Origin of the sequence: Synechococcus sp. 65AY6A5 (assembly GCF_002760415.1) — a bacterium.
Taxonomy (GTDB): Bacteria; Cyanobacteriota; Cyanobacteriia; order Thermostichales; family Thermostichaceae; genus Thermostichus.
Genome location: NZ_AXUW01000001.1, coordinates 856,528 through 877,725, shown reverse-complemented (window position 1 = coordinate 877,725; position 21,198 = coordinate 856,528). Strand labels below are relative to the sequence as shown.

General features: G+C 63.1%; 21 protein-coding genes. 7 read left to right on the top strand and 14 right to left on the bottom strand.

Features of this window, described 5'->3' with window-relative positions:
- Window positions 1-123 precede the first annotated feature (123 nt).
- The 5 genes from SYN65AY6A5_RS04105 to SYN65AY6A5_RS04085 form a co-directional block, all read right to left on the bottom strand.
- Window positions 124-1,245, bottom strand: coding sequence for an S-layer homology domain-containing protein (locus SYN65AY6A5_RS04105; RefSeq protein ID WP_099883948.1), 1,122 nt, complete (start codon window positions 1,243-1,245; stop codon window positions 124-126).
- Window positions 1,233-1,547 (bottom strand): DUF3181 family protein, encoded by a 315-nt coding sequence (locus SYN65AY6A5_RS04100; protein WP_011430332.1) that lies wholly within the window; start codon window positions 1,545-1,547, stop codon window positions 1,233-1,235. The genes SYN65AY6A5_RS04105 and SYN65AY6A5_RS04100 overlap by 13 nt, the downstream gene beginning before the upstream one ends.
- Window positions 1,548-1,598: 51 nt before the next feature.
- Window positions 1,599-2,186, bottom strand: a complete 588-nt coding sequence (locus tag SYN65AY6A5_RS04095) for a hypothetical protein (RefSeq protein ID WP_228375200.1) — start codon at window positions 2,184-2,186, stop codon at window positions 1,599-1,601.
- A 66-nt stretch (window positions 2,187-2,252) separates the two neighbouring features.
- Complete coding sequence (locus tag SYN65AY6A5_RS04090; protein WP_083759162.1) at window positions 2,253-2,813, bottom strand: zf-HC2 domain-containing protein; 561 nt, start codon at window positions 2,811-2,813, stop codon at window positions 2,253-2,255.
- 2 nt (window positions 2,814-2,815) lie between these two features.
- Entirely contained in the window at window positions 2,816-3,478 is a 663-nt protein-coding gene (locus SYN65AY6A5_RS04085; protein WP_011430335.1) for a sigma-70 family RNA polymerase sigma factor, read from the bottom strand.
- Window positions 3,479-3,746: 268 nt separating this feature from the next.
- Between SYN65AY6A5_RS04085 and SYN65AY6A5_RS04080 the strand changes: the two genes are divergently transcribed.
- From SYN65AY6A5_RS04080 to SYN65AY6A5_RS04065, 4 genes are all read left to right on the top strand, one after another.
- A complete protein-coding gene (locus SYN65AY6A5_RS04080; RefSeq protein WP_099812102.1) occupies window positions 3,747-4,472 on the top strand; it encodes a Crp/Fnr family transcriptional regulator in 726 nt (241 codons plus the stop codon).
- A gap of 29 nt (window positions 4,473-4,501) precedes the next feature.
- Window positions 4,502-4,996 (top strand): DUF427 domain-containing protein, encoded by a 495-nt coding sequence (locus SYN65AY6A5_RS04075; RefSeq protein ID WP_011430337.1) that lies wholly within the window; start codon window positions 4,502-4,504, stop codon window positions 4,994-4,996.
- A gap of 65 nt (window positions 4,997-5,061) precedes the next feature.
- Window positions 5,062-7,083 (top strand): SH3 domain-containing protein, encoded by a 2,022-nt coding sequence (locus SYN65AY6A5_RS04070; protein WP_228375202.1) that lies wholly within the window; start codon window positions 5,062-5,064, stop codon window positions 7,081-7,083.
- Between the two features lie 63 nt (window positions 7,084-7,146).
- Window positions 7,147-8,109 carry a CbiQ family ECF transporter T component gene (locus SYN65AY6A5_RS04065; RefSeq protein WP_011430339.1) on the top strand — a complete coding sequence of 321 codons (963 nt, stop codon included), beginning with the start codon at window positions 7,147-7,149 and terminating at the stop codon, window positions 8,107-8,109.
- Here the strand turns inward: SYN65AY6A5_RS04065 and SYN65AY6A5_RS04060 are convergent.
- From SYN65AY6A5_RS04060 to SYN65AY6A5_RS04045, 4 genes are all read right to left on the bottom strand, one after another.
- Window positions 8,047-10,974: a GAF domain-containing protein gene (locus SYN65AY6A5_RS04060; RefSeq protein ID WP_099812101.1), complete on the bottom strand. Its 2,928-nt coding sequence runs from the start codon at window positions 10,972-10,974 to the stop codon at window positions 8,047-8,049. The two genes, SYN65AY6A5_RS04065 and SYN65AY6A5_RS04060, sit on opposite strands and share 63 nt — an antisense overlap.
- A 156-nt stretch (window positions 10,975-11,130) precedes the next feature.
- The gene (locus tag SYN65AY6A5_RS04055) at window positions 11,131-11,751 is read right to left on the bottom strand and encodes an NADPH-dependent FMN reductase (RefSeq protein WP_240527366.1); all 621 of its coding nucleotides are present in this window, start codon (window positions 11,749-11,751) and stop codon (window positions 11,131-11,133) included.
- A 53-nt stretch (window positions 11,752-11,804) separates the two neighbouring features.
- The gene (locus SYN65AY6A5_RS04050; protein WP_011430342.1) at window positions 11,805-14,081 is read right to left on the bottom strand and encodes a fused MFS/spermidine synthase; all 2,277 of its coding nucleotides are present in this window, start codon (window positions 14,079-14,081) and stop codon (window positions 11,805-11,807) included.
- A 119-nt stretch (window positions 14,082-14,200) separates the two neighbouring features.
- Window positions 14,201-14,758, bottom strand: coding sequence for a hypothetical protein (locus SYN65AY6A5_RS04045; RefSeq protein ID WP_228375204.1), 558 nt, complete (start codon window positions 14,756-14,758; stop codon window positions 14,201-14,203).
- A gap of 464 nt (window positions 14,759-15,222) precedes the next feature.
- Here SYN65AY6A5_RS04045 and fba point away from each other — a divergent pair, with 464 nt between their 5' ends.
- The gene (gene fba / locus SYN65AY6A5_RS04040) at window positions 15,223-16,302 is read left to right on the top strand and encodes a class II fructose-bisphosphate aldolase (protein ID WP_011430345.1); all 1,080 of its coding nucleotides are present in this window, start codon (window positions 15,223-15,225) and stop codon (window positions 16,300-16,302) included.
- Between the two features lie 109 nt (window positions 16,303-16,411).
- Here the strand turns inward: fba and SYN65AY6A5_RS04035 are convergent, their stop codons facing one another.
- The 4 genes from SYN65AY6A5_RS04035 to cobM form a co-directional block, all read right to left on the bottom strand.
- Window positions 16,412-16,645, bottom strand: coding sequence for a hypothetical protein (locus tag SYN65AY6A5_RS04035; protein WP_011430346.1), 234 nt, complete (start codon window positions 16,643-16,645; stop codon window positions 16,412-16,414).
- 40 nt (window positions 16,646-16,685) lie between these two features.
- Window positions 16,686-16,892 carry a hypothetical protein gene (locus tag SYN65AY6A5_RS04030; RefSeq protein WP_099834884.1) on the bottom strand — a complete coding sequence of 69 codons (207 nt, stop codon included), beginning with the start codon at window positions 16,890-16,892 and terminating at the stop codon, window positions 16,686-16,688.
- 333 nt (window positions 16,893-17,225) lie between these two features.
- Complete coding sequence (gene sufU / locus SYN65AY6A5_RS04025) at window positions 17,226-17,714, bottom strand: Fe-S cluster assembly sulfur transfer protein SufU (protein WP_011430348.1); 489 nt, start codon at window positions 17,712-17,714, stop codon at window positions 17,226-17,228.
- Between the two features lie 365 nt (window positions 17,715-18,079).
- A complete protein-coding gene (gene cobM, locus SYN65AY6A5_RS04020; protein WP_099812099.1) occupies window positions 18,080-18,874 on the bottom strand; it encodes a precorrin-4 C(11)-methyltransferase in 795 nt (264 codons plus the stop codon).
- 163 nt (window positions 18,875-19,037) lie between these two features.
- Between cobM and SYN65AY6A5_RS04015 the strand changes: the two genes are divergently transcribed.
- Together SYN65AY6A5_RS04015 and SYN65AY6A5_RS04010 are read left to right on the top strand one after the other, a co-directional pair.
- Window positions 19,038-19,550 carry an MATE family efflux transporter gene (locus SYN65AY6A5_RS04015; RefSeq protein WP_041438346.1) on the top strand — a complete coding sequence of 171 codons (513 nt, stop codon included), beginning with the start codon at window positions 19,038-19,040 and terminating at the stop codon, window positions 19,548-19,550.
- Window positions 19,547-20,458: an MATE family efflux transporter gene (locus tag SYN65AY6A5_RS04010; protein WP_041438348.1), complete on the top strand. Its 912-nt coding sequence runs from the start codon at window positions 19,547-19,549 to the stop codon at window positions 20,456-20,458. The genes SYN65AY6A5_RS04015 and SYN65AY6A5_RS04010 overlap by 4 nt, the downstream gene beginning before the upstream one ends.
- Here the strand turns inward: SYN65AY6A5_RS04010 and ispD are convergent.
- Window positions 20,455-21,162: a 2-C-methyl-D-erythritol 4-phosphate cytidylyltransferase gene (gene ispD / locus SYN65AY6A5_RS04005; protein ID WP_099813180.1), complete on the bottom strand. Its 708-nt coding sequence runs from the start codon at window positions 21,160-21,162 to the stop codon at window positions 20,455-20,457. The two genes, SYN65AY6A5_RS04010 and ispD, sit on opposite strands and share 4 nt — an antisense overlap.
- Window positions 21,163-21,198 lie beyond the last annotated feature (36 nt).

The following is a 21,198-nucleotide window of genomic DNA, read 5'->3' as shown; positions in this document are numbered from 1 at the left end:
GCCGCCAACAACAAGAGCAGCCAGGGGGTTGGTCCTTTTGCAATCCAGCCTCAGGGGGGCGAAGCAGGAGAGGGGGTTAAGCGCTGCGGCCCTCTCCGCTTCTACGCTGGGATCGCCCTCAATTTAGGGCTGAGGCTCGCGCGGCGTCACAATTTCCCCTGCCCCTGGGGTGACGGCTGGAGGTTTAGAGTTGCCAGTGGCGCTGGGAGAGGGGTCGCCCTCAGGGGTGGGAGGAGGGGAAGGGGTCTGGTCTGGCTCGGCAACAGGAGGAGAAGGCTCAGGGTCGGGGGGCTCGGCTGCGGGAGTTGGGGTTGGCAAGGCAGCTTCCTGAGCCGTTCGCTCCCCAAAGGCCGAAAGGGCAATCGCCGCTTCCCCGCGGCTGACCGGCTCAAAGGGGTTAAACGTGCGGATGGGGCCGAAGGTGCGCAACACCGTGGAGGCATTCTCCAGGCTGCGATCCGCCACCAGGGGGGCAACGGCCTCGTCGGGGATCTGGGCCGCATCGGTAAAGCCCCAACGCTCCTCCAGCTCTGCTCGGGATCCCTTGATCTGGCCGGGCGGCAAATCCAGAGGTGCCTTCATGCGGATCAGCTCTGCCCGCGACAGCAGGCTGTTGGGGCGGAACTCGCGGTTGGCATCGCCGACCACCAGGCCGGCAGCTCCCAGGGCCTGGATGTAGCGAAAGTTGGGATCCTCCTCCGGCACATCCAAAAACAAGGGGCGCTCGCCAGCGGATCCCAAACGGATTTGGCGGCTGGGCTGGTCGGCGTGAATGGCGTTGTTGGCCAGCACCAACCAGCGGGCAAATTCGCCGCGACGAACGCTACGCTGCGGCTGAAACTCACTGCCAACAATATCGGCAAAGACACCCAGCCGATCCAGATCAGAGACAGCACGGGCCACCAGGGATCCGGGCTCCAGATCCGTGAAACGGCTGCTGACCTGGCTGGGCGGGGGCGTGAAGGAAGCAGGGGGGGTGGCAGGAGCAGAGGGGGAGCGGGATCCCGGCAGAGGCGTGGGCGTCTCCGGTCGGTCGGCGGAGAGAGGGGGAGGCAGGCCCACCGGTCGCACCGCTCTTTGCAGCCGCTCTCCCCACTCGGTTCCCTGACAGGCCGACAACAGCCCCAGCAGCAAGGCAAAACCAGCGGCCCTGAGCCAGGTGCCGGCTGGAGGCAGCGACCGCCTAGACTGCTTGAGCCGATTGAGCTGATGCTGCAATGCTTTCTCCCCCTCTACTGAGCCCATTTGCGGCTGAACTCCTCCAGCACATCCAACAAGTTCAGCAGGCTTTGCATCGGCAACAGATCCGCCAGGGGCAATTCTTTGCGCCCACCCCCCACTTTTACCGGGATCCGTTGCAAGATCTCCGTGACCGCGTCCTCATCCACCTTGCCTGCCCTCACCTGGGGGGCCAGTTGTTCTGCCAAGAGGGTGTGCAGATGGGCATCCCGCAGGTAGAGGTGCCAGCGGGCTACATCGATGTAAACTTCCTCGCCAATGGCAGCGGCCAACTGCTCGATCTCTGGGTTGCTGGGCACTTGGGCCATCGCTCAGCTCCGTCAGTGGTTGCCCTCTGCCGATCATAACTTGGGCCCACCTCAGGGAGAGCTGGCGGCAGAGCGGGCCGGTAGAGGCAGGGCGAAGTTCTCTTGCAACTGCCGCAGCAGCAACAGGTGTTCCAGCGCCAGGCGATCCCGTTCTGTGCGCAACTGGCTCAGTTGGGCCTGAATTTGACGGATATCGGCCTCGTCAGAGTCCCAGGTTTGCAACAGGCGGTAGAGGCGCTCTTGTTGGTTGGCAATCTGCCGGTTCAGGCGGGCCAAGCGGCGGCTGAACTCCCTATCCATTTCCTCGGCCAGCTCGAGGTCGGGCAGCAGAGCCAGGCGATCCCAATGGATGCCCAGGTCGGCCAAGGTGGGGAGGGGCGGATCCAACTCCTTAAGGAGGGGGAAATCGGGAAAAGGCGATAGCTCTATCTCGGGAGAGGCCGGTTGGTTTTGGGCGGGGGTGGAAGCCTGAGAGCCGGCCAGCGGTTGGGTGAGACGGGATCTGGGTGAGGGCAGGTTGGTGGGCTCCAGGGCATGGGGATAAGGACGTGAGTCCTGCGGCGCTGCGAAATGGCTGCCACTGGGGTCAGCCTGGGCCGACAAGGATCCCAGACTAACTAGCCAAAGGCAAACTGCCAAACCGCAAGCTCCGCGAACTGCTTTTTCCACCCTCCACTCCTCAATCTTTCTCAAGCCTGCTCAGAATCATTCCCAGCTCACCTCGTCGCCGAGGTTCGGCGTTGTCTCAAACAAAATTGAGTAGGCATCTTGTTTTTGCCCCGGCTCGAACAGATAGCGCTGGGCAACCCGGGCAGAGGCAGGCACGATGGCCACCCGCACCGGCGGCTCCTCTAGCGACACCAACGGCTGGGGATGCGACCAACGCCAGCCCGCCCAGCCGGCTCCCGCCAAGGCCACCCCAGCCGCTGCCACCCGTCCCCAAGGGGTGCCCCTGCACCGCCGCCAGCTCAGATCGAGCGCCGGCCTGCGGTCCAGCTCCTCGAACACGCGGCTGATCAGCAGCTCTGTTTGGCCAGGATCCAAAGTTGGGGCCTTGAGGTTGGCCAAGCCGGCCTGCAAGGCTGCCAGTTGGCTGTACAGTTGCCGCGCTTGGGGATCGCTGGCCAGCCAGTCTTCCACCTGCCGCGCCTCTTGGGGCGACAATTCCCCATCCAGGTAGGCGCTCAACTGTTCAAAGCGCTCCTCCACCAGCGGCAGTTCTGGCTGGGAGTCCTCGCGGTCGGGGTTAAGGTTGCCGCGAACCATGGTCATTCACCATCGAGGTAGGGTTTTAGGGTGGATTGTAAGCGGGCGCGGGCGCGGGCAATGCGAGACTTAACGGTGCCCAAAGACACTCCTGTGATCTCGGCAATTTCCTCGTAGGCCATCCCCTGAATTTCCCGCAGCAGGATTGTCTGGCGAAAAACCTGAGGCAGGTCGCGGACGGCTTGGTGCAATTGCTCGTAAAACTCGCAGGTGGTGAGGTGCTCATGGGGGCTAGGGCTCTCGCTGGGCAGCTCCCATTCCACCTCACTGTCCCGCATCGAAATCGGGGCATCCAAAGAAAGGGGCTGCTGCTGCCGTTTGCGCTTGCGCAGCTCGTCATAGAACAGGTTGGTGGCAATCCGCCCCAACCAACTGCGAAACTTCGCCGGCTCCTGCAGCCGCTTTAGGTGGCGGTAGGCCCGGATCCAGACTTCCTGGGCCAGGTCGTGCCGGTCAGGCCAGTCGGGGGCCAGGTGGTAGAGCACCTTGTCCACATAGGCCTGGTGACGGCGTATCAGCTCAGCGAAGGCCTCGCGGTGGGGCCGGGATCCCTGCTGGCAGAGCAGCACCAGATCCACGTCAGCGAGCTTTTCGGGCCGCACAGGCACGTCCTTCACCCAGACCGACCAGCGCTGGCCACTGATGTCGCTGAGGGCAGCATCCATAGGTACCCATAGATTATCGAAGGACAACGACGGAGGGATCCCCTCCCAAGCAGAACCTCTGTTAGCTAGACGATAATGGCGCAGTTTGAGTTCCTCCCGCTCGGCCCCCACTCCCCAAACTCAAGGCAGCTGCAAAGGTTCCAGAGGCCGCAGCGGCTACAAGCTCTCGGATTTTGGGGCAGGGGACCCGACCTAGGGCGAACACTCTGCAGGATAGCCCTTGAGCCGGCGACTGGGCTACAGTGGGCTTGCGCTAGGGTCAACCGGCATGAATTCTGATGTCTCTGCTGCCCTCCTCTCCGAGCTCAAGGCGGTGCCGACGCTGGCCCAACTCTCAGCAGCCTCTCTGCAATGGTTGGGATCCCAGGTGAAGCTGCGGGATATTGCGGCAGGACAGGCGCTCTTGATGCAGGATGCCTGGGGCAACGTCGTTTATTTGATCCTCTCTGGCTGGGCCAAGGTGCGGCGGTCTGTGGGGATTCGCACAGCAGAAGGGACACAAGACAGCGCCCAAACCCTGGCTTTGCTCGGGCCGGGCGCTTGGGTGGGGGAAATGGCGGTGCTGGACGAAGCCCCCCGCTCGCGGGATGTGCTGGCCCTGACCCCGCTGCGGGCGGCCGGGATCCCGGCGGCCACCTTCAAGGCGCTGATGCTGCAGGAGCCGCACCTGTGTTATCGCCTGGCTTGCAGCCTCTCCCGCCGCCTGCGCCTGGCCAATTTGCAGGCCGATCTGGATCGACAAAGCCCCCCGCTGCGGGTGGTGCATGCGCTGGTACAACTGGCAGAGGCCTTTGGCGAGAAAACCGAGCAGGGCGTGCGCATTGTTTACCCTCCCCTCCAGGATTTGGCCGATATCAGCCAGGTCAGCCGGGAGGTAGCGGCGGCGGTGCTGGGCCGCCTGCAACAGCAAGGGGTGATTCAGGTGTTGCCGGAGCACCAGTCTCTGCTGCTGGTGCAGTACGCCAAACTGGTAGAGGCCACCCGCCTGCTCTAGGTGCATCCGTCCTGTTTTGGAGACTGCCCATGCGCCCCCGGCCCATCCCGCCCCGGCCCGGACAAGAATCCGTCTGGGACTACCCGCGCCCGCCCCGCCTGGAGCCAACCGCCGAGCGGGTGGAAGTTTTCTTTAATGGCGAGCTCATCGCCCACAGCTGCCGCTGCTACCGCATCCTGGAAACCAGCCACCCGCCCACCTACTACATCCCCCCCGCCGATGTGCGGCTGGAGTATCTCCGCCCCAGCGCCCGCACCTCCTTCTGCGAGTTCAAAGGATCTGCCCGCTACTGGACGGTGCAAGTTGGATCCCAGGTGGCCGTGGATGCCGCCTGGAGCTATCCGGATCCCAGCCCGGAGTTTTGGCCCATCCGCGACCACCTCGCTTTTTATGCGGGCCGCGTGCAGGAGTGCCGGGTGGATGGAGAACGAGTCCGGCCCCAGCCGGGAGATTTCTACGGCGGCTGGATTACCTCCAAGGTCGTAGGCCCCTTCAAGGGGGAGCCGGGGAGCTGGGACTGGTAGGCTCTAGGCAAGAGGGGATCCCTTTTGCCGAGGAAAAGGACTACAGTTAAGTCGATAGGGGTCAGGTGTCCAAAGACGCCTTGACGCGAGCAGGAAAGCGGACAAAAGCCATGACGGTGCGGGTGCCCCTCGACTACTACCGGGTTTTGATGCTGTCACCACGGGCGGACGAGCATCAGATCGAGCAGGCCTACCGAGAGCGGCTCGATCCCAAGCCGGGCGAGCGCTCTTGGCTGCTGGGGTTTTCGCCGCAGGCCGTGGAAGCTCGCGCTCAGCTTATTCAAGAGGCAGCCTCGGTGTTGCTTAACCCAGAGGCGCGACAAAACTACGACGAACACCTGACACCGGCGGATCCCACCCTGACGGTGGAAGAGCCCCTCTTGCCAGGAGTGCTGTGTTTGTATTGCGAAGTCGGAGAGTACCAAGCGGCCTTAGATTTGGCTCAACAGATGCTGGAGCAGGGCCACCCTGCCCGTTCTGACGCCATTTTGGCGCGGGCCATTGCCCGGTTGGAGCTGGGCCGGGAAGCCTGGCAACAGGGATCCTACGAAGAGGCGGCGCGCTCTCTGCAGGCGGGCCTGGCGGAGCTGGAGGAGTATCAGGCTTTTCCGCAGCTGCAAGCAGAGCTCCGCCTTGATCTGGGCAAGCTGCGTCCCTACCGCATTTTGCAGCTCCTCAGCCTTGAGACTAGCGCCCCCGCCCAAATCGGCAAAGAGGCGCTTGCCGATCCTGTCCTGGCGCGGCAGCAAGGGCTTGCCCTCCTGAAAGCCATGCTGGACGAGCGGGGTGGCATTGAAGGAAGTGGGCAGGATGGCTCTGGCCTCAGCACAGAAGATTTCTTGCGCTTCATCCAGCGGGTGCGCCGTCACCTTACTCTCCAAGAACAGCAGGAGCTGTTTGAGCGAGAGGCCGAGCGTCCCTCGCTGGTGGCCGCCTACTTGGCCGTGCAGGTGTTGCTGGCAGCAGGCTATCTGGAAAAACGTCCGGCCTTGGTGCGGCGTGCCCGCGGCTACTTGGCCCGCCTGGCCCAGCGGCAGGATGTCCATCTGGAGCAGGCCATCTGCAGCCTGTTGCTGGGGCAGACCGAGGAGGCGCTTGACCATCTGCGCTCCAGCCAAGAAACAGAGGCCCTGCAGTTTATCGAAGAACACTCCGCCGGCTCCCCTGACCATCTGCCGGGTCTGTGCCGCTTCACAGAAAGGTGGTTTCAAGAGGAGGTGTTCCCAGAGTTTCGCGGCCTGGAAACTGCCCAAGCAACCTTGCAAGCTTACTTCGACAACCCCCAGGTTCAGGCTTACCTGGACGAGATGCCCAGTCGCGAGAGCTCGCCGGCGGGGACGCTATCTCCCCCATCTTTCCACCCCGCACCCCATTTGCCTGCTATGGTGGGTGGCCCACGCCTAACTGAGCAAACACAAGAATCGCCTCGCCCGCCCGCCCCCTTTCCGCGGGGAGGGACAGCGCCTCCTCCAGAGCCCCCGCGTATGTCCGATTTGCCCGCCTACCGGCGCGGCGAGGGGCCGGCCAAGCCCCCCTTCGAGGAAGGGATCCCACACGCCCACGAGTGGGGATCGCAGGAGGTGGAGCGTTACCGCCGCAGCCGCCTGGGATCCCGCCGTGGTCGGGGTGAGCGCCCTGCCATTCCCCTCGGCATCGGCTTGGCCGGAGTGGTCGGCGTGGGCATCCTCTCCCTGCTGGTGATCTGGCAGATGCTGAGGAGCCTGTTCACGCCGCCAGCGCCGCCGCTGGAGCAGCCCCAGGTGCAACTGGAGCAGCCGCCGGTTGCCATCGACGCTCCGGGCCAGCCAGAACCCACGCCTGAGCCTGAATTGACCGGCCCTCTGGCCGAGTGGCGGGGTGTGCGACAGGTGCGGGTGATTGCCAATGAGGGCATTAACATTCGCCAGCAGCCCAGCCTGACTGGGGCTATCGTCGGGGCCGCCCCGCGCCAAGCTTTGCTGCGGGTGGTAGAGGTGCAGGCTGGCGAAGGACAGGTGCCTGTCTGGTTGCGCGTTGAGCGAGAGGGGGCCCCAGGGGGATGGGTCGCTGCCCAATCCGGCTCAACCCGTCTGGTGGAGCGACTCTAAGCCTTTCCTGCTGCCAGCTTCCGTTCTCCTTTTGGGGGATAACCTGTCTCCCGTTTGCCTGCAGTGGATATTCTGCGCAATGCCCCGCTGGGAATCTACCTGGAAGAGCCGCGCACCTGGCTGCACCGCCTCGATCCGCGCGTGAAGCTGGCCTGGCTGCTCAGCTTTCTGCTCAGCCCAATTTTGGCTGGCAATGGCTGGCGCCTGGCCGTGGTGGCGGTTCTGTTGTTCTTGACGGTGGCAGCCCGCCTGCCGCGTCGGGTCTGGTCGGGCCAGCTCTCGCTGGTGTTAGCCCTCAGCCTGCTCACTTTTGGGATCACCAGCTTCGCTCCCGATGGGTTGGGGGTTTTCCCGCAGCCGCAGCGGCAGGACGCGCAGGTGGTGGGCTATGGGCTCATCCCCGGCTATGACGGGGGGGTGGAAGAGGGATCCCGCGCAGCAGCCAAGCGGGCCTGGCGGGAGCAAACCCGTGCCTGGCCGACTCCCTACCGCTACCGCTTGCTGCAGGTTTCCCTAGGGGAGCGAACCTTTCAGGTGTCCCGCCGTTCCCTGTCGGTGGCTTTGCGGCTGGGCACCCTCATCTTTACGCTGCTCTACGCCACCAATTTGTTTTTGCTGACCACAGCCCCAGAAGAGATCACAGAGGGGATCGGCCACCTGGTGCAGCCTCTAAAACGCTGGGGATGGCCAGTTGCGGAGGTGATCCTCACTCTCACCTTGGCGCTGCGCTTTCTGCCGCTGGTGATGGAGGAGGTGCAAAACCTGGTGCGGGCGGTGCGCACCCGCGATGTCCGCTGGGGATCCCTCAGCTTCCGGGGCGGGATCCAAACCCTGCTGGCTCTGGTGGAGCGCTTTTTTGAAAACCTGCTCCTGCGGGCAGAGCAGACAGCCATGGCCATGCAGGCGCGTGGGCTGACCGGCCCCGACCACCCCTTGCGCTGGCACCGCCTACACCTGCGGCAGCTAGATCGCGGGGCGCTGGCCCTGCTGCCCCTGTTTTGGCTGCTGAGGGCCTTGTCCCCCTGAGGCTACGGCCGGGGGACGCAGTTCCTTGCCAGCCAGCGGCAGGAGCAGCCGGGCAACGGAGCGCCCATCCCCAGAGGAATAGAAGGAGAGCTGCCCTCCCATCCGCTGCAGTAGCCGTTGGCACAGGCCAAGTTCCAGGCCGGGGCTCGCCGAGAGCGGCGATTGGAAGAGGGGATCGGCGTAGATGACCTGTTGCGGATCCCATTGCAAGGCCGTCAGCAGGTGGGGATCGAAGCTGCCCTGATCCACCACCAGCAGCTCTGCATAGCCCTCTGTGGCTTGGCTCCACAGATCCAGCCGCCCCCCCTCCGGGCTGCGCAAGGCAGCGGCCAGCAGCACTTCCCAGAGGATCATCTCCAATCGCCCGACATCGCCCTGGACGACGAGGCTGAGGTCGCCGTGGGCGCGCGGCCACAGCTTGCGTTTTTGGGTCAGGCCCTCCACTCGGCGCAGGCTTTTGCGCACCAAGGTTGCTAGGGGCACCGACAGCAACTGCGGCTGCACCTGCCACGTTTCCGTCTGCAACAGCGGCTCGGCGAAGACGGCCAGATCCCGCAGCTCCCTGCCGATTTCCACCACCTTTTGCCAGCGGGTGGCCTCATCTCCCCGGATGCCCGGCACTTGGCCAAGGCGGCGCAGGCCGTCCAGCAGGGCATTTTGCAGATCCAGCAGGCGGCGGTGCTTGTACCAATTCAACTCGCTGAGCACCTCCTGCCGCTCCTGCAAAGTTTGCACCCAAAGCAAGCGCCGCAGCGTCCAGCCACAGGTTTGGGCCATCAACGTCACAGCCGCCTGCTCCTCTGCCTCCCAGACTCTGTCCGCCTCTGCTCCCAGGATCAAAACCCCCAGGGGCTCCGGCAGCGAGGGATCCGTCTCCCCCAAGGGCACCAGCAGCCAGGATCCCAGGCCCACCGAGTTTAACCAGGCGCGGCTGGCAGCCGGGATCTGGTCTTGGGCAAGCGGGAGGGGACCCCTCGCCTGCAGCGCAGCGGCCAGCAAGGGATCCTGCCGATTGATCTCAGTGGGGCCGCTGGGGCAGAACTCGGGGGCAGCGGCAAAGGGCGGCTGCAAGCAGGCCCGGCTCTCCCCCGGCTGCCAACTGACCACCAGCGCCAAAGGGATCTGGAGGAGTTGGGCCGCCTGTTGGGCGATGGTGGCGTAGAGAGCCTCAGGGGTGGCCAGGTTTTGCAAAGTCAGACAAGTGGCGATCAGGCCGCTGAGCAAGTGCTCTTGCCGTTCCTGCCGTTGCTGAGACCGAAGTTGCCGCAGGAGCAATCCCACTTGTTGGGCAGTCCCGCGCAGCAGTTGCCGTTCTTCTCGGCTCCAAGCCCTTGGCCGCGGGTGGAGCACTAGGATCAGCCCTTCGGGGGTGGCAGTGCCGCTGGCGCCGGTATGAGTCAGCATGAGGGAGCGCACCCCCAAAGGGGCCAGTTCTTGCCGCCAGGAGAGCAGGCGCAGATCCTGGTCGTAGTTTTCCGCCGCCACCACCTCGCTGCGCAGCAGATCCTGCCAGTCTTGCTCGCTTAAGGAGCTGAACTGCGGCGGCAGAGCCTGCTTGCCCTCGCTGCGGTACTCGGAGAAGAGGCGGGGGTTCGGCCTATCGGGATCCACTGTCAGGACGGCCACCGCACTGGCTTGCAGACGCTGGCCCAGGCCGACGACGGCTTGCTGGAGAGCCTGCGGCAGCTCCGCCGGGTTGTAAAGCGAACGGCCCACCTGCTGCACAAACTCTTGCTCGTCGGCCAACTGGCGGATGCGGCGATCCAGATTTTCCAGGGGGGCGGCTAAGGCCAGCCCATTGGCGGCGGCGGCCACCAACTGGCGCTCCACAGCTTGCCAGGTGCGGGGCACATCCGATTGCACCCAAATGAACCCCAGCAGATCTTTCTCCAGCAAGATGGGGGCGGCCAAGGCCGCCTGGGCCCGCAACTGCTGCATCAGCTTGAGGGGGATCTCGGAGCGGGTCGTCCCTGTGCCGCCTACCACCACCTGGCCATCGGCGAGGGTGTAGTACATATCTCCCAACTCCCGCAGCGAAAGGCCGCCATCTCCTGGCGACGCTGCTCCTGCTTTGGCCTCTTTGGACATGGGGGCAGGAGTAGGTGGCTGGCTGGGTCTAGAGGCGCTTCCATGGGGAACAAACCGCCCCCGGCTGCGCTCGTGCCAGTACACCTGGATATGGACGGCGCCCAGGCAAGTCTGCAGCTCCTGCCTCACCAGGCTGACCCGTTCCTGCAGGGATCCCGCCTGGCATATCGCCGTTCCCAGCCTCAGGAGCGAATCCTCAAGGCGTTTTTCGCTCTGCTGCCTCCAGGCATTTTCCAGCTCCTGCAAAGAGGCGGCCAACTGGCCCAGCAAAATCCCCAGGAGCGCTTTCTCTTCCTCGCGGGTGGTAACCCCCCACATCTGGGATCCCAGCATCAGGATCCCCAGGCAGCGCCGCCGCCCTGCTGCTGAAAAGGGGTAGATGAAGCAGCCTTGGATCCCGCCCAGGCGCCTGGCTTCCCGCTGCCAAAGGCCCATGCGCGGCTCCTGGGAAAGATCGGGCACGCTGATGGGCCGCTGCTCGATCACCACCTGCTCCAAGATCTCCCCCGGCTGCAGGGGATGCACCCCTCGCAAGAGAGTTGGCTCCTCCACAAGGCTAAACCCTCCCTGACCCAGCAACTGGTGATTTTGATAGTCATAAAAGGCCAGCCAGATCAGCGGCGCCCCAAACACCGCCTTGACATACTCCAGCGTGAGCTGAATGAGGGCATTGGCATCGCTCTGCTCCCGCATCTGTTGCAAGGTTGCCTGTAGGGCAACTAGGGGAGAGATGGCCCCAGCTCCACTGGAAGAATAGGGGGAAGGAGGTTGAACCATGGCCCGACGTGGGTTATGCAGGTTTCTGCAGAGGGAAAGCGGCCGCAGCTTTCTCTTGGCCCACCTTAGCCATGCCGTTACTTGGGCGTCAGCCCCTCTCCCAGGAAAGGGGAAGCCCCTCTTGAAAATGGGGCTGCTGGGGAACCTAGGCCCTTTTCAAGGAGCTGGGAGCCGGGACCCGCGCAGTTTGGAGGTGTTGGTGACCAAGCTCTGCACAAAGCGTTGCAAGCGCTGGCGTAGGTTTTCGTCCTTGAGGTTGCCCTGCTCATCGAAGGCGCTCCAAGCCCGACCAATGGCAATCTGCTCCGGGATCGCCCAGCCATGCACCCACCGCACAATTAAACGCATCTGGTTGAGGGTATTGCTGTTGCTCTCACCGCCCAAAACGCTGATCAGCCCGAAGACCTTGCCCTCTAAGTGTTCAAAGCTCAAGAGATCGAGAGCATTCTTCAGGCTGCCGCTGATGCCGCCGTGGTACTCAGGGCTAGCCAGGATGATCCCATCGGCCCGCTTCATTGTTGCCCGCAAAACCTCCACGTCGGGATAGTCCGGGTAGGATTCCGAACCATCGGCAAAGGGCAACTTCATTTGCCGCAGGTCGAGGATGTGCAAGAGAAGCCTCAACCTCTCAAACTCGCGCCGCACCACCTCTAGCGCCTGATAAGTCAAAGAATTGGGCCGCAAGCTGCCGCCGATGGCCACGAAACAAGCTCCAGAGGCTTCAGCCATGACGGCTTGCCAATCGACAGTAGGGGCTTGCAGGGTTGAAGGAGACATAAGCCAGGCTCCTGAGCAGACATTAGTTATGCTTCAAACAATCATAACTCATACTAAATCTGCATTGTAAAGATTTCTTTAGCCGTCTTGCTGAATAAGGCTGACGCATTGCCGAAGCGTCGCGCAGCGATAACAGCCGGATTCTGCTTCGGAGCTGGGATCTGGATATCTCCCAGCAGGGGAAGCTGGGGCCAGCGGATTACATGTAGCAGGTTGGAAAAATCATCTCGCCAGAGGGGATCCCCAGCTTGGGGCAAAAGGGGCTGCCAGGGATCCCAGTCTTGCCGGCCACCAGGGCTTTTGGCCATCAGCACCCAGTGGGAAGGGGCTAGCCCTGCCCGGCGCTGGGCGGCGGTGAGCTCTTCATGGGCTTGCTGCCAGGCGGGAAGCCGCAATGCTCTTGCCAAGGCGGCCAGCACTGGCGCCAAGTCCAGGTGGCGGTTGGTGATGTTAAAGAGCAGCCAGCCCTGGGGCTTGAGCTTGCGGAGGTAGAGGGTCAGGGCCTCCTGGGTAAGCAGATGCACCGGCACGGCGTCGGAGCTGAAGGCATCTATCACCATCAGGTCGTAGCTGCCATCGGGGATCCCTTGCAGGCGGAGCCGGGCATCGCCCAAGATCACCCGCACCTGCGCCCGCCGGCTGGCCCAATCGAGATAGGGGAAGTAGCGGCCCGCCCAGTCGGCCACGGTGGGATCCAACTCGAAAAACGTCCACTCATCCCCTGGCTCGGCGTAGGCGGCCAAGGTGCCGATCCCCAGCCCCAGCACCGCCACCTGGGCCGGAGAAGAGGGCGGCTGCGCCCGCCACCGCTGGAACACCTGACCCACCGGCCCCTCGCGGGAAAAATAGGTGAGCGGCTCCAGGGCCTTTTGGGGATCCAGGTTTTGGCTGCCGTGCAGGGTGGTGCCGTGGAGCAGGCTGCGGAAGGATCCGTCCTCAGCGTGGTATTCCACAATCCGGTGGAGGCCAAAGGCGCTGCGCTCCTCGGCCACCACCTGGAGCCCCGGCGGCAGCCAGGTTTGTCCTAGCAGCAACACTAGACCCATCCCTGTTCCCACCCAGCGCCTTCTGCTGCCTTCTCCTACAGACCCCAGAAGGGCCATCCCCAGAGCCAAGCCCCCAGCGGCTCCAAGGCGAAAGAGCGCCTGAGGACGAAAGCCCAACAGCAACAAAGGCAAGAGCAACCCCAGCCCTAGCGACAGGCCCAGCCGCCCTCCCCGTGCCGCTAAGGCCGCCAGCGACACCCCCAAGAGCAGGGGGTACTCCAGTAAGGTCTCAAACATCTGCGGCGCCAGCAAAGCGGAGAACAGCCCTCCCAAGCTGCCTCCCACAGCCAGCCACAGGTAAAACTGCGTCAACTGCTGGGCGGGTGGACGGGATCTGGCCAACTGACTGTGACAGGCCCAGCTCACCAGGCCAAAAGCCCCCAGATGTAGCGGCAACACCCAAAACCAAGGTCTCGCCCAGCCCAGAACCTGGGCCCCTAGCGCTCCACAGGCCAGCAGAGCCGTTGTCCCTAAAGCCAAGTCATTGGGGTAGAGGCCGCCGAAGGCCAGTATGAAGGTCATGAGGTAAAGGCTCAGGGGAACGGCCCACAGCAGGGGCACCGCCGCCACGTCGGTGGTCAAGAGGGTGGTGGCCGCCACCAACAGGCCCGCCGGCAAAAAGGCCCAGCCGGCCCAGCGCCAACGCTCCCGCCAGGAGACGGGGGGGATCTCCTCCACGGGATCTCCCCTCGGGAAAGTCACCTCCCGCCCGTTCAGCATGAGCCCCACCCCACCCAGCAGCACCAGCGCTGCGACCAGAGCGTAGGATCCCGTCCACAGGTGGGTTTGCCCCGACAGAGACAACCGCGGCTCCAAGAGCAGCGGATAGCCCAGCAGCCCCGCTAGGCTGCCGGCATTGCTGGCCACGTAGAGCCCGTAGGGATCCCTTTTCGCCTCTCCCAGCGCCCGCTGCAGCAACGGCGTCGTCCCCGACAGGAGAAGCAAGGGTACTCCCGCCCTTGCTGTCAAGTCAGCCAACAGAGCTAGGGAAGGGAAGACCCCTTCCAGTTGGCCAGGGATCCCAAACTGAAAGGGCAAAAACTTCAGCCCCGCCAGCAGGAGGATCCCGTGCAGCAGCACGCCCCAGCCGGGAGCGAGCCCTCGCCCCAGCCGGTCTGCCCACAGGTAGCCCAGCAGCAAAGCGAGCTGGAAAAAGACCAGGCAGGTATTCCAAACCAGGGGGGATCCCCCCCAGAGCGGCAGCAGCAATTTGCCCACCAACAACTGCCCCCAAAAAAGGCAAAAGGCGCTGCCGAACAACGTGAGGCCAACCAGCAAAACCACAGCCGTGCCCCCAACCCCTGGCTGTCAGTTCTAAGAAGCTTGGATGCCGGTGCTGGATTCAGGGGCGGATCCCAGCAGCCGCGAACCTCCGCCCGCCCAAGGGAAGTTGCAAACCCAGCTCAGCGGCTCATCACCTGTAGGGGAAAGCGTTCGGCCAACTCCCCTTCCACCTTGGGTAGCCATTCTTCTTGGAACACCCACACCTGGCCCTGCTGCACGCGGCCATCCGGGTTTTGTGTTAGCTCCAGCCAATAGACAAACTGATCCCCCCGCAGCACCACGCCTTGGGTGGCCAGGGCAAGACTGTAGCCGGGATTGTTGGCCAAGGCTTCAGGGGCCGGGTAGCGGATCACCTCCACCGCCCGATCCAAATCGGCGGCGATCTCCGGCCCGTAGATCTCGCGAATGGCTTGGAAAAGATCCTCTGCCGTCAGCCCTTGCGGGCGAAAGAAGGTCATGCGCTCCGAGCGAATCGTCTCCCGATCCAGCGGGTTGATGATCCGGCCCGGCGGGGCCACCGAGGCCAAAAAGGTAAATCGGGATCCATCCGGCTCCACGCGGTGAATGTTCAAGGTTTCGCCCGGGCGGGGCCGCAGCACAGGATTATTTCTCACCCAGGCCGCCGCTTGATCCGGCGATTGCCCAGGGATCCCCCATGCCGCCGATGGAAGGCCCACCACTGCCCAGCAGGCTATGGCCAAACCGATTGCGTCAGCGGGACGGAGTCCTTTCGCGTCGTCGGGACGCAGTCTTCTACCCCGGCCCGACAAAGTCCTTCCCCAGCTCGCGCCCAGGATTGGCCACGGATTACAATGCACCTTCTCAATCCTCCGGACAAACAAGACAAAATGCAAAACGAAAGGCGAAAATAATGTCCACAAAAAGCTAGAAGTTAACAGGCGGGCGTAGACAAGGCGACGTTTACCTCGGAGCGCACCCCGCTCTACCCATGTCTAGTGTATCTGGAGAGCGCAGCGGGATCGTTGCGCCTCAGCGCGAGCATTGCGGCCAATAGTGGCAAGGAGGCTTTGGCGAAATCCCCAAATCTCCGGGGTCACATCCCGCAAAACGTAAAAGATACCTTAAGATTAACGGTAAGCAAATCTCACACGCATCAGGTCAGCACCTCAGGAGGTAACCGATGGCTCTCGTTCCCATGCGGATCCTGCTGGATCATGCCGCCGAACATGACTACGGCATTCCGGCTTTCAACGTTAACAACATGGAGCAGATTCAAGCAATCATGCAAGCTGCCCATGAAACCAACAGTCCAGTCATCCTGCAAGCCTCTCGAGGGGCGCGCAAGTATGCGGGCGAGCACTTTTTGCGCCACCTGATCCTGGCGGCAGTGGAAACCTATCCCCACATTCCCGTCGCCATGCACCAAGACCACGGCAACAGCCCCGCCACCTGCTACTCCGCCATCCGCAACGGCTTCACCAGCGTCATGATGGATGGCTCCCTCAAAGAAGACGCCAAAACGCCGGCCAGCTATGAGTACAACGTGGCCGTTACTGCCGAGGTGGTGAAGGTGGCCCACGCTGTCGGCGTGAGCGTGGAAGGAGAACTGGGCTGCCTGGGATCCCTGGAGACAGGCCGCGGGGAAGCAGAAGATGGCCACGGCGCTGAAGGGGCCCTCAGCCACGACCAACTGCTCACCGATCCGGATCAAGCCGTGGACTTTGTGGAGCAAACCCAAGTGGATGCGCTGGCTGTGGCCATCGGCACCAGCCACGGCGCCTACAAGTTCTCCCGCAAGCCCACGGGCGACATTCTCGACATGGAGCGCATCGCCGAGATCCACCGCCGCCTGCCCAACACCCACCTGGTGATGCACGGTTCCTCGTCGGTGCCCAAGGAGCTCATCGACATCATCAACCAGTACGGCGGCTCCATTCCCGAAACCTACGGTGTGCCGCTGGAAGAAATTCAGCGGGGCATCAAAAACGGAGTGCGCAAAGTTAACATCGACACCGACAACCGTCTGGCCATCACGGCTGCGGTGCGCCGCGCCCTGGCCGAGAATCCGAAGGACTTTGATCCCCGCTCTTTCCTCAAGCCTTCTATCAAGGAAATGCAAAAAGTGTGCGCCGAGCGCTACATCGCCTTCGGCTGTGCCGGCCACGGCACCAAAGTCCCGGTGGTTACCCTGGACGAGATGGCGGCCAAGTATGCTTCTGGCGCTTTGGCGGCTCAGGTGAAGAAGACGGTTGCGGTCTAGCCCTCACACCCAGCCGCTGCAGCCCAAAGGTTCTAACTCAATATCGACAGGTGAGGGGATCCTTTGTGGATCCCCTTTTGCTTTGGAGGAACTTGATGCGTTTTGCCGGTCAGGCAGCTTTTGCTACAGAAGGTTTGTCCGCTTCGACTTGCTGGTTCAGCAACGCCAAAGTCAGGCGATCCAGCATTTCCAAGTCGGCCTCAGAGTAGCGCCGCTGAAAGAGCAGCTCGTTGATGAGGTTTTCTTGCTGCAAACTGAGAAAGCCGCTGCGGAAAACTTGCTCCACGATTGCTTCGATACTAAGGGCCGGAGCAACAGGGAGAGAATTCAAAGAGGCATTCATGGTCGTTTCCGTTTGAGAGGGTTCGTTCGAGAGTTCCCGATTACTTGTGCCGAGGAACGAGATAGCGCTGCTCGATCTGCTCCCTCCAGGAACGGGCGACCTCAGTCTGCAGCTTGTCTACAGCAGAAGCATCGTCCTGCCACTTGAGGGAAACCCCCAGTAGCTCCCCCATGGGAAAGTGCTCGCTCAGCAACGCCGCCAAGCGGTAAGTACGGTAATCTAGCGTTAGATCTACACCAGCTTGCATCTGTATTTCCTCCGCATTTCCAACGTTTACGTCCCCATCATAGCCCAAATATCCGTAAAAAAACGGAAAACACCGAGAATCCACGTACGCGATTTCTAGGATTTTTCTACGCCATTTGGCGGATAGCGGCGGGGATCCCACGGAGCTGTGGGGTGAGTTCAGGGATCCCAGCTCAGCAGAGCCGCGGTTGCGGCGGCCAGGGTGGCGGCGTTGAAGGGCTTGCTGGTGAGGTCATTGGCTCCCAGCCGAGCAAAGAGGCAGCCCGGGCATCCCTGATCCCAGGAGTTCTCTGGATTACAGGGATCCCCTCCATTGCCGCCCGGAGGTCGGAACCTAGTCGGCGTCTTCGTTGCTCACAAAACCTGGGTTGTCCGGGGATCCACTGGGTGCGGGCGATTCCAGGGCGTGTTTGAGGGCATGCCAGGCCAGGTTGGCGCACTTGATGCGTACCGGGAACTGGGCAACTCCCTTCATGGCATTGAGGGAGCGGTACTCCCGCGGAAACTCTTCGCCGCCGCGCATCATGGCCTGGAAGCGCTCGACCAACTGCAGCGCTTCGGGGATGGTGCGCCCGCGCACGGCATCGGCCATAAGATCGGCAGAAGCCAGGGCAATGGCGCAGCCCTCTCCCTCAAATTTGATATCGGCAATCCGCTCCTGGCCGGGATCCAATTGCAAGGTGAGGTCGATGGTGTCGCCACAGGAGGGGTTATGGCCGCGTTGGCGACGATGAACCGGATCGACCCTGCCGAAGTTGCGGGGCTTTCTGTAGCGTTCCAGGATGACTTGCTGATAAAGTCCGCGCAGGTTGTCGAGAGGCATTGTCGTTCCCGCTTGGTCGCTGCTTGGGCCAGAGCCCTATCCCCACCCTCCAGGGGCTACGGCTCCTTCCGGCCAATCTGGCTAGGCCCAAGCTAACTAACTTAATCTTAACCCTGTTCTCTGGGCTGCAACGGCGGGGCAAGGCAGGGCCTCCTCATCTCCCAGATCAAGCGGGTGGATTTCGACGGCTGCCCCGCCCAGTTCTGCCGGAACCTGCTCCCTCCACCGGCAGCAGGGTAGGTCTTGGGCGGGGGCTGGCGGCCTTTTTCGCTGACCAGCAGGGCAACACGCCCAGGTGCCCAAAGTAGCTGCGACAGGCCGGGGGCCTCCAAGGCAAGTCCTAAAAAAGCCAGTTGCAGTAGAGTCTAACGGTGCCGTTTGGGACGGAAGAGGTGGGCGTGGTCAGGGCTGTAGAGCCGCGAGCGGGCCGAGCCGGCTCCTGCCAAGCCCCGTAGGGCGGGACTGATGAGGTAGAGCACGGTGCGCTCTAGGCCGGCTTGCCGGGTGAGGGCCGCCATCTCCGCCAGGGATCCCAGCCAGATCCGCTCGTCCGGCCAGCCCAGACGGTAGCAGATGGCCACAGGGGTATCGGCGGGATAGTGGGTCATTAGATCCGCCTGGGCCTGTTCCACATGGCGGGCGCTCAGATACAGACACAAAGAGGCGCGGTGGGCCGCCAGGCTGGCCAGGGCTTCTGCTTCCGGCACGCGCGTCCGACCGCTGGCGCGGGTGAGGATGACCGTCTGCACCAGCTCCGGCACCGTTAGCTCCACCTGCAAACGGGCGGCTGCCAGTTGAAAGGCGCTCACCCCCGGCACGATCTCAAAGGGGATCCCGGCCTCCGCCAGCCGAATCAGCAACTCGTGCAGAGCGCCGTAAAGAGACGGATCCCCATCCTGCAGCCGCACCACCCGCCGCCCCGCCTTAACCCGCTCCACCATCTGGGGCAGCAGCGTTTCCAAGGTGAGGGAGCGCGTGTCGATGGCCTCCACGTCGGGGCGACAATGGGCCAGCAGCCCCTCCGGCATCAAAGAGCCGGTATAGAATACTACATCTGCTTCTGAGAGTACTCTCTGGCCGCGCAGGGTAATCAGCTCGGGATCCCCAGGGCCGGCGCCGACAATGTGCACCGGCCAGTAGGACGAAGTCGGTTGGCTCATCGGGTTTCTTCCCATCCTAGCAGCAGAGGGCTACCCCCGAGGATGGGATCCCCTGCAGGCTCTGTCCCTTGACCTGGCCTGTATTATGTGTAGTACAATAGAATACAGGCTGCCTGGGCAGAGGGTTGCGCGCTTTTGCGTGCCACGGGCGAGCAGGGAGGACATGGGAGTTGTAGCGCAGCGGCTGGATGCCCGCGGGATCCCAGGGGTGGATCATGGGGTTGTGCTGAGGTTGGCGATGCCCTTGGCGCTCAGCGCTGGCATTCAGGCGCTGATGGGCATAACCGACACCTGGTTTATCGGCCAGATCTCCAGCCAAGCCTTGGCCGGGATGAACGCCGCTTGGTTGCCCACCCAAGTGGCCTTGACCCCTTTCATGAGTCTGGGGCGAGCAGTGCAAACCTTGGTGGCGCAAACCTACGCCGGCGGAGATCCGAAGGGGGCCTCTCGCTATGCCTGGTCGGGAGTTGAGCTGGGGTTGGGCCTATTGCCCCTTTGTGGCCTCTTGTCGCTGTTGGGGAGCTTGCTGTATTCAGGGCTGCCCCTGCCGGCGGGGGTGGCGGAGCAAGCGGCAGATTATTGGCAAGTTCGCGTTTGGGGGGGATCCGCTCTCTTGGGCAGCTTTGCCTTGGCGGGTTTTTTTAACGGCATTGGTTGCACCTGGATCACCCTGTGAGTGGCTGGAGCGTGCTGTTCAACGGCATCCTCAATGCCCTGTTCATTTTCGGCCTGGGCTGGGGGATTGCCGGAGCCGCCTGGGGCACGATCCTGTCGGAATACGGGGAGCTGGCCCTTTACCTGCTGCTGTTTCTCTCGGCCTGGATCCAGCGCGACTACGCTACGCGGCAAACCTGGCTTTTGGCTCACAAGTCCCTGCGGCCCTTGCTGCGGCTGGGCCTGCCCATGGGGATCTACGCTTTGGCGGACATGAGCTCTTTCACGGTGTTTCAGTTGCTGCTGGGCCAGTTGGGGGCTGTGGAGGGGGCAACGGCCCACCTGTGTCTGATGTTGTCTCGCTTTGCCTATTTGCCGGCCCTCGGCTTGGAACAGGCGGCAACCGTCCTGGTGGGCCAGGCCGTTGGCGCCGGGCAGCCGGCTTGGGCGATGCGCTTGGGGAATGCGGTGATAGCCTGGACGGTCGGCTACATGGCCGTGATCGGCGGCGGGCTGGCGCTTTTTAGAGAAGCCTTGCTCGGCCTGTTCGTGGCCGGGACAGATGCCAACGCCGCGGCGATTGTGGAGTTGGGGGGGAGGCTTTTGCAGATCATCGCGGTTTCGTTTCTCTTCGATGGCATCAACTTCTCTGCCGCGGGATCCCTGCGCGGCGCGGGAGACGTGCGGGCCCCCATGGCGATCATGCTCGGGATGAGCTGGCTCTTTTTCTTGCCTTTGGCGCAGATGCTGATCTTTTCCCACAGTTGGATCCCCTTCCTGCCGGGGTTGGGATGGGGGGCTGTGGGGGGCTGGTTGGCCATGCTGATCTATGTCGCCGGCTTGGCCGGCCTGTTGCTCAGCCGCTGGCGCAGTCGGGTGTGGCAAAAGGCGGCTCTGCGTCAGGGCCATCGCCATAGTGAGTTGAGCTAGCGCGCCAGCTCAAGGCGCTGCTGGAGAATTTGCTCGGCCAGCACCAGATCCCAGGGGGTGGTTAACTTCAGGTTAGACTCCTCCCCTTCCACGATGTAAACCGGCCAACCCAGCTTCTCGAATAGGGCTGCGTCATCGGTTACCTGCCACCCCTGGGCCAGCGCCTCCCGATGGGCTTGCCACAACAGCGACAGGCGAAACCCCTGCGGCGTTTGGGCTGCCCACAGCCGGCTGCGCTCCGGTGTCGATTGGATTTGGATCCCCTTGGGGCCGGTCTCGGTGACCTTGATCGTGTCCTTGACAGGGATCGCCGCAATCAAGCCGTCCACCTGCTCCAAGGCAGCGCTGCAGCGATCGAACAATTCAGGGGTGGCCAAGCAGCGGGCCCCATCGTGAATCAATACCCGCTCCACCGTTCCCCGCCCATAGAGATACTCCACCCCCCTGTAAACCGACTCCTGCCGCGTCGCCCCCCCTTGCAGAAGCTGCACCGGCGTGGCCAGCTCGATGGACGCCAGGATCTGCTCTATGGCCGGCCAGTCGCCGGGCTGAGAGAGAATGCCGATCCACTCGATGGAACGGGCCCGATCCGCCGCCTGCAACGTCCAAGTCAAGATAGGCTGGCCCAAAAGGGGCAGCAACAGCTTGTTGACCGCCGCCCCCATCCGCTTGCCGCTGCCAGCCGCCGGGATCAACAGGTGCATGGGATCCAAAAGCGCATCCAACCGGATCCCAGTGTA

Excerpts from the sequence above, each read along its gene's own strand:
- SYN65AY6A5_RS04075 (WP_011430337.1), top strand. The coding sequence starts at position 4,502 with ATGCGCCCCCGGCCCATCCCGCCCCGGCCCGGACAAGAATCCGTCTGG.
- SYN65AY6A5_RS04060 (WP_099812101.1), bottom strand. The coding sequence starts at position 10,974 with ATGGTTCAACCTCCTTCCCCCTATTCTTCCAGTGGAGCTGGGGCCATC.
- SYN65AY6A5_RS04080 (WP_099812102.1), top strand. The coding sequence starts at position 3,747 with ATGAATTCTGATGTCTCTGCTGCCCTCCTCTCCGAGCTCAAGGCGGTG.
- SYN65AY6A5_RS04035 (WP_011430346.1), bottom strand. The coding sequence starts at position 16,645 with ATGAATGCCTCTTTGAATTCTCTCCCTGTTGCTCCGGCCCTTAGTATC.
- SYN65AY6A5_RS04030 (WP_099834884.1), bottom strand. The coding sequence starts at position 16,892 with ATGCAAGCTGGTGTAGATCTAACGCTAGATTACCGTACTTACCGCTTG.
- SYN65AY6A5_RS04105 (WP_099883948.1), bottom strand. The coding sequence starts at position 1,245 with ATGGGCTCAGTAGAGGGGGAGAAAGCATTGCAGCATCAGCTCAATCGG.
- SYN65AY6A5_RS04100 (WP_011430332.1), bottom strand. The coding sequence starts at position 1,547 with ATGGCCCAAGTGCCCAGCAACCCAGAGATCGAGCAGTTGGCCGCTGCC.
- fba (WP_011430345.1), top strand. The coding sequence starts at position 15,223 with ATGGCTCTCGTTCCCATGCGGATCCTGCTGGATCATGCCGCCGAACAT.
- cobM (WP_099812099.1), bottom strand. The coding sequence starts at position 18,874 with ATGAGCCAACCGACTTCGTCCTACTGGCCGGTGCACATTGTCGGCGCC.
- ispD (WP_099813180.1), bottom strand. The coding sequence starts at position 21,162 with ATGCACCTGTTGATCCCGGCGGCTGGCAGCGGCAAGCGGATGGGGGCG.
- sufU (WP_011430348.1), bottom strand. The coding sequence starts at position 17,714 with ATGCCTCTCGACAACCTGCGCGGACTTTATCAGCAAGTCATCCTGGAA.
- SYN65AY6A5_RS04085 (WP_011430335.1), bottom strand. The coding sequence starts at position 3,478 with ATGGATGCTGCCCTCAGCGACATCAGTGGCCAGCGCTGGTCGGTCTGG.
- SYN65AY6A5_RS04090 (WP_083759162.1), bottom strand. The coding sequence starts at position 2,813 with ATGGTTCGCGGCAACCTTAACCCCGACCGCGAGGACTCCCAGCCAGAA.
- SYN65AY6A5_RS04015 (WP_041438346.1), top strand. The coding sequence starts at position 19,038 with ATGGGAGTTGTAGCGCAGCGGCTGGATGCCCGCGGGATCCCAGGGGTG.
- SYN65AY6A5_RS04055 (WP_240527366.1), bottom strand. The coding sequence starts at position 11,751 with ATGTCTCCTTCAACCCTGCAAGCCCCTACTGTCGATTGGCAAGCCGTC.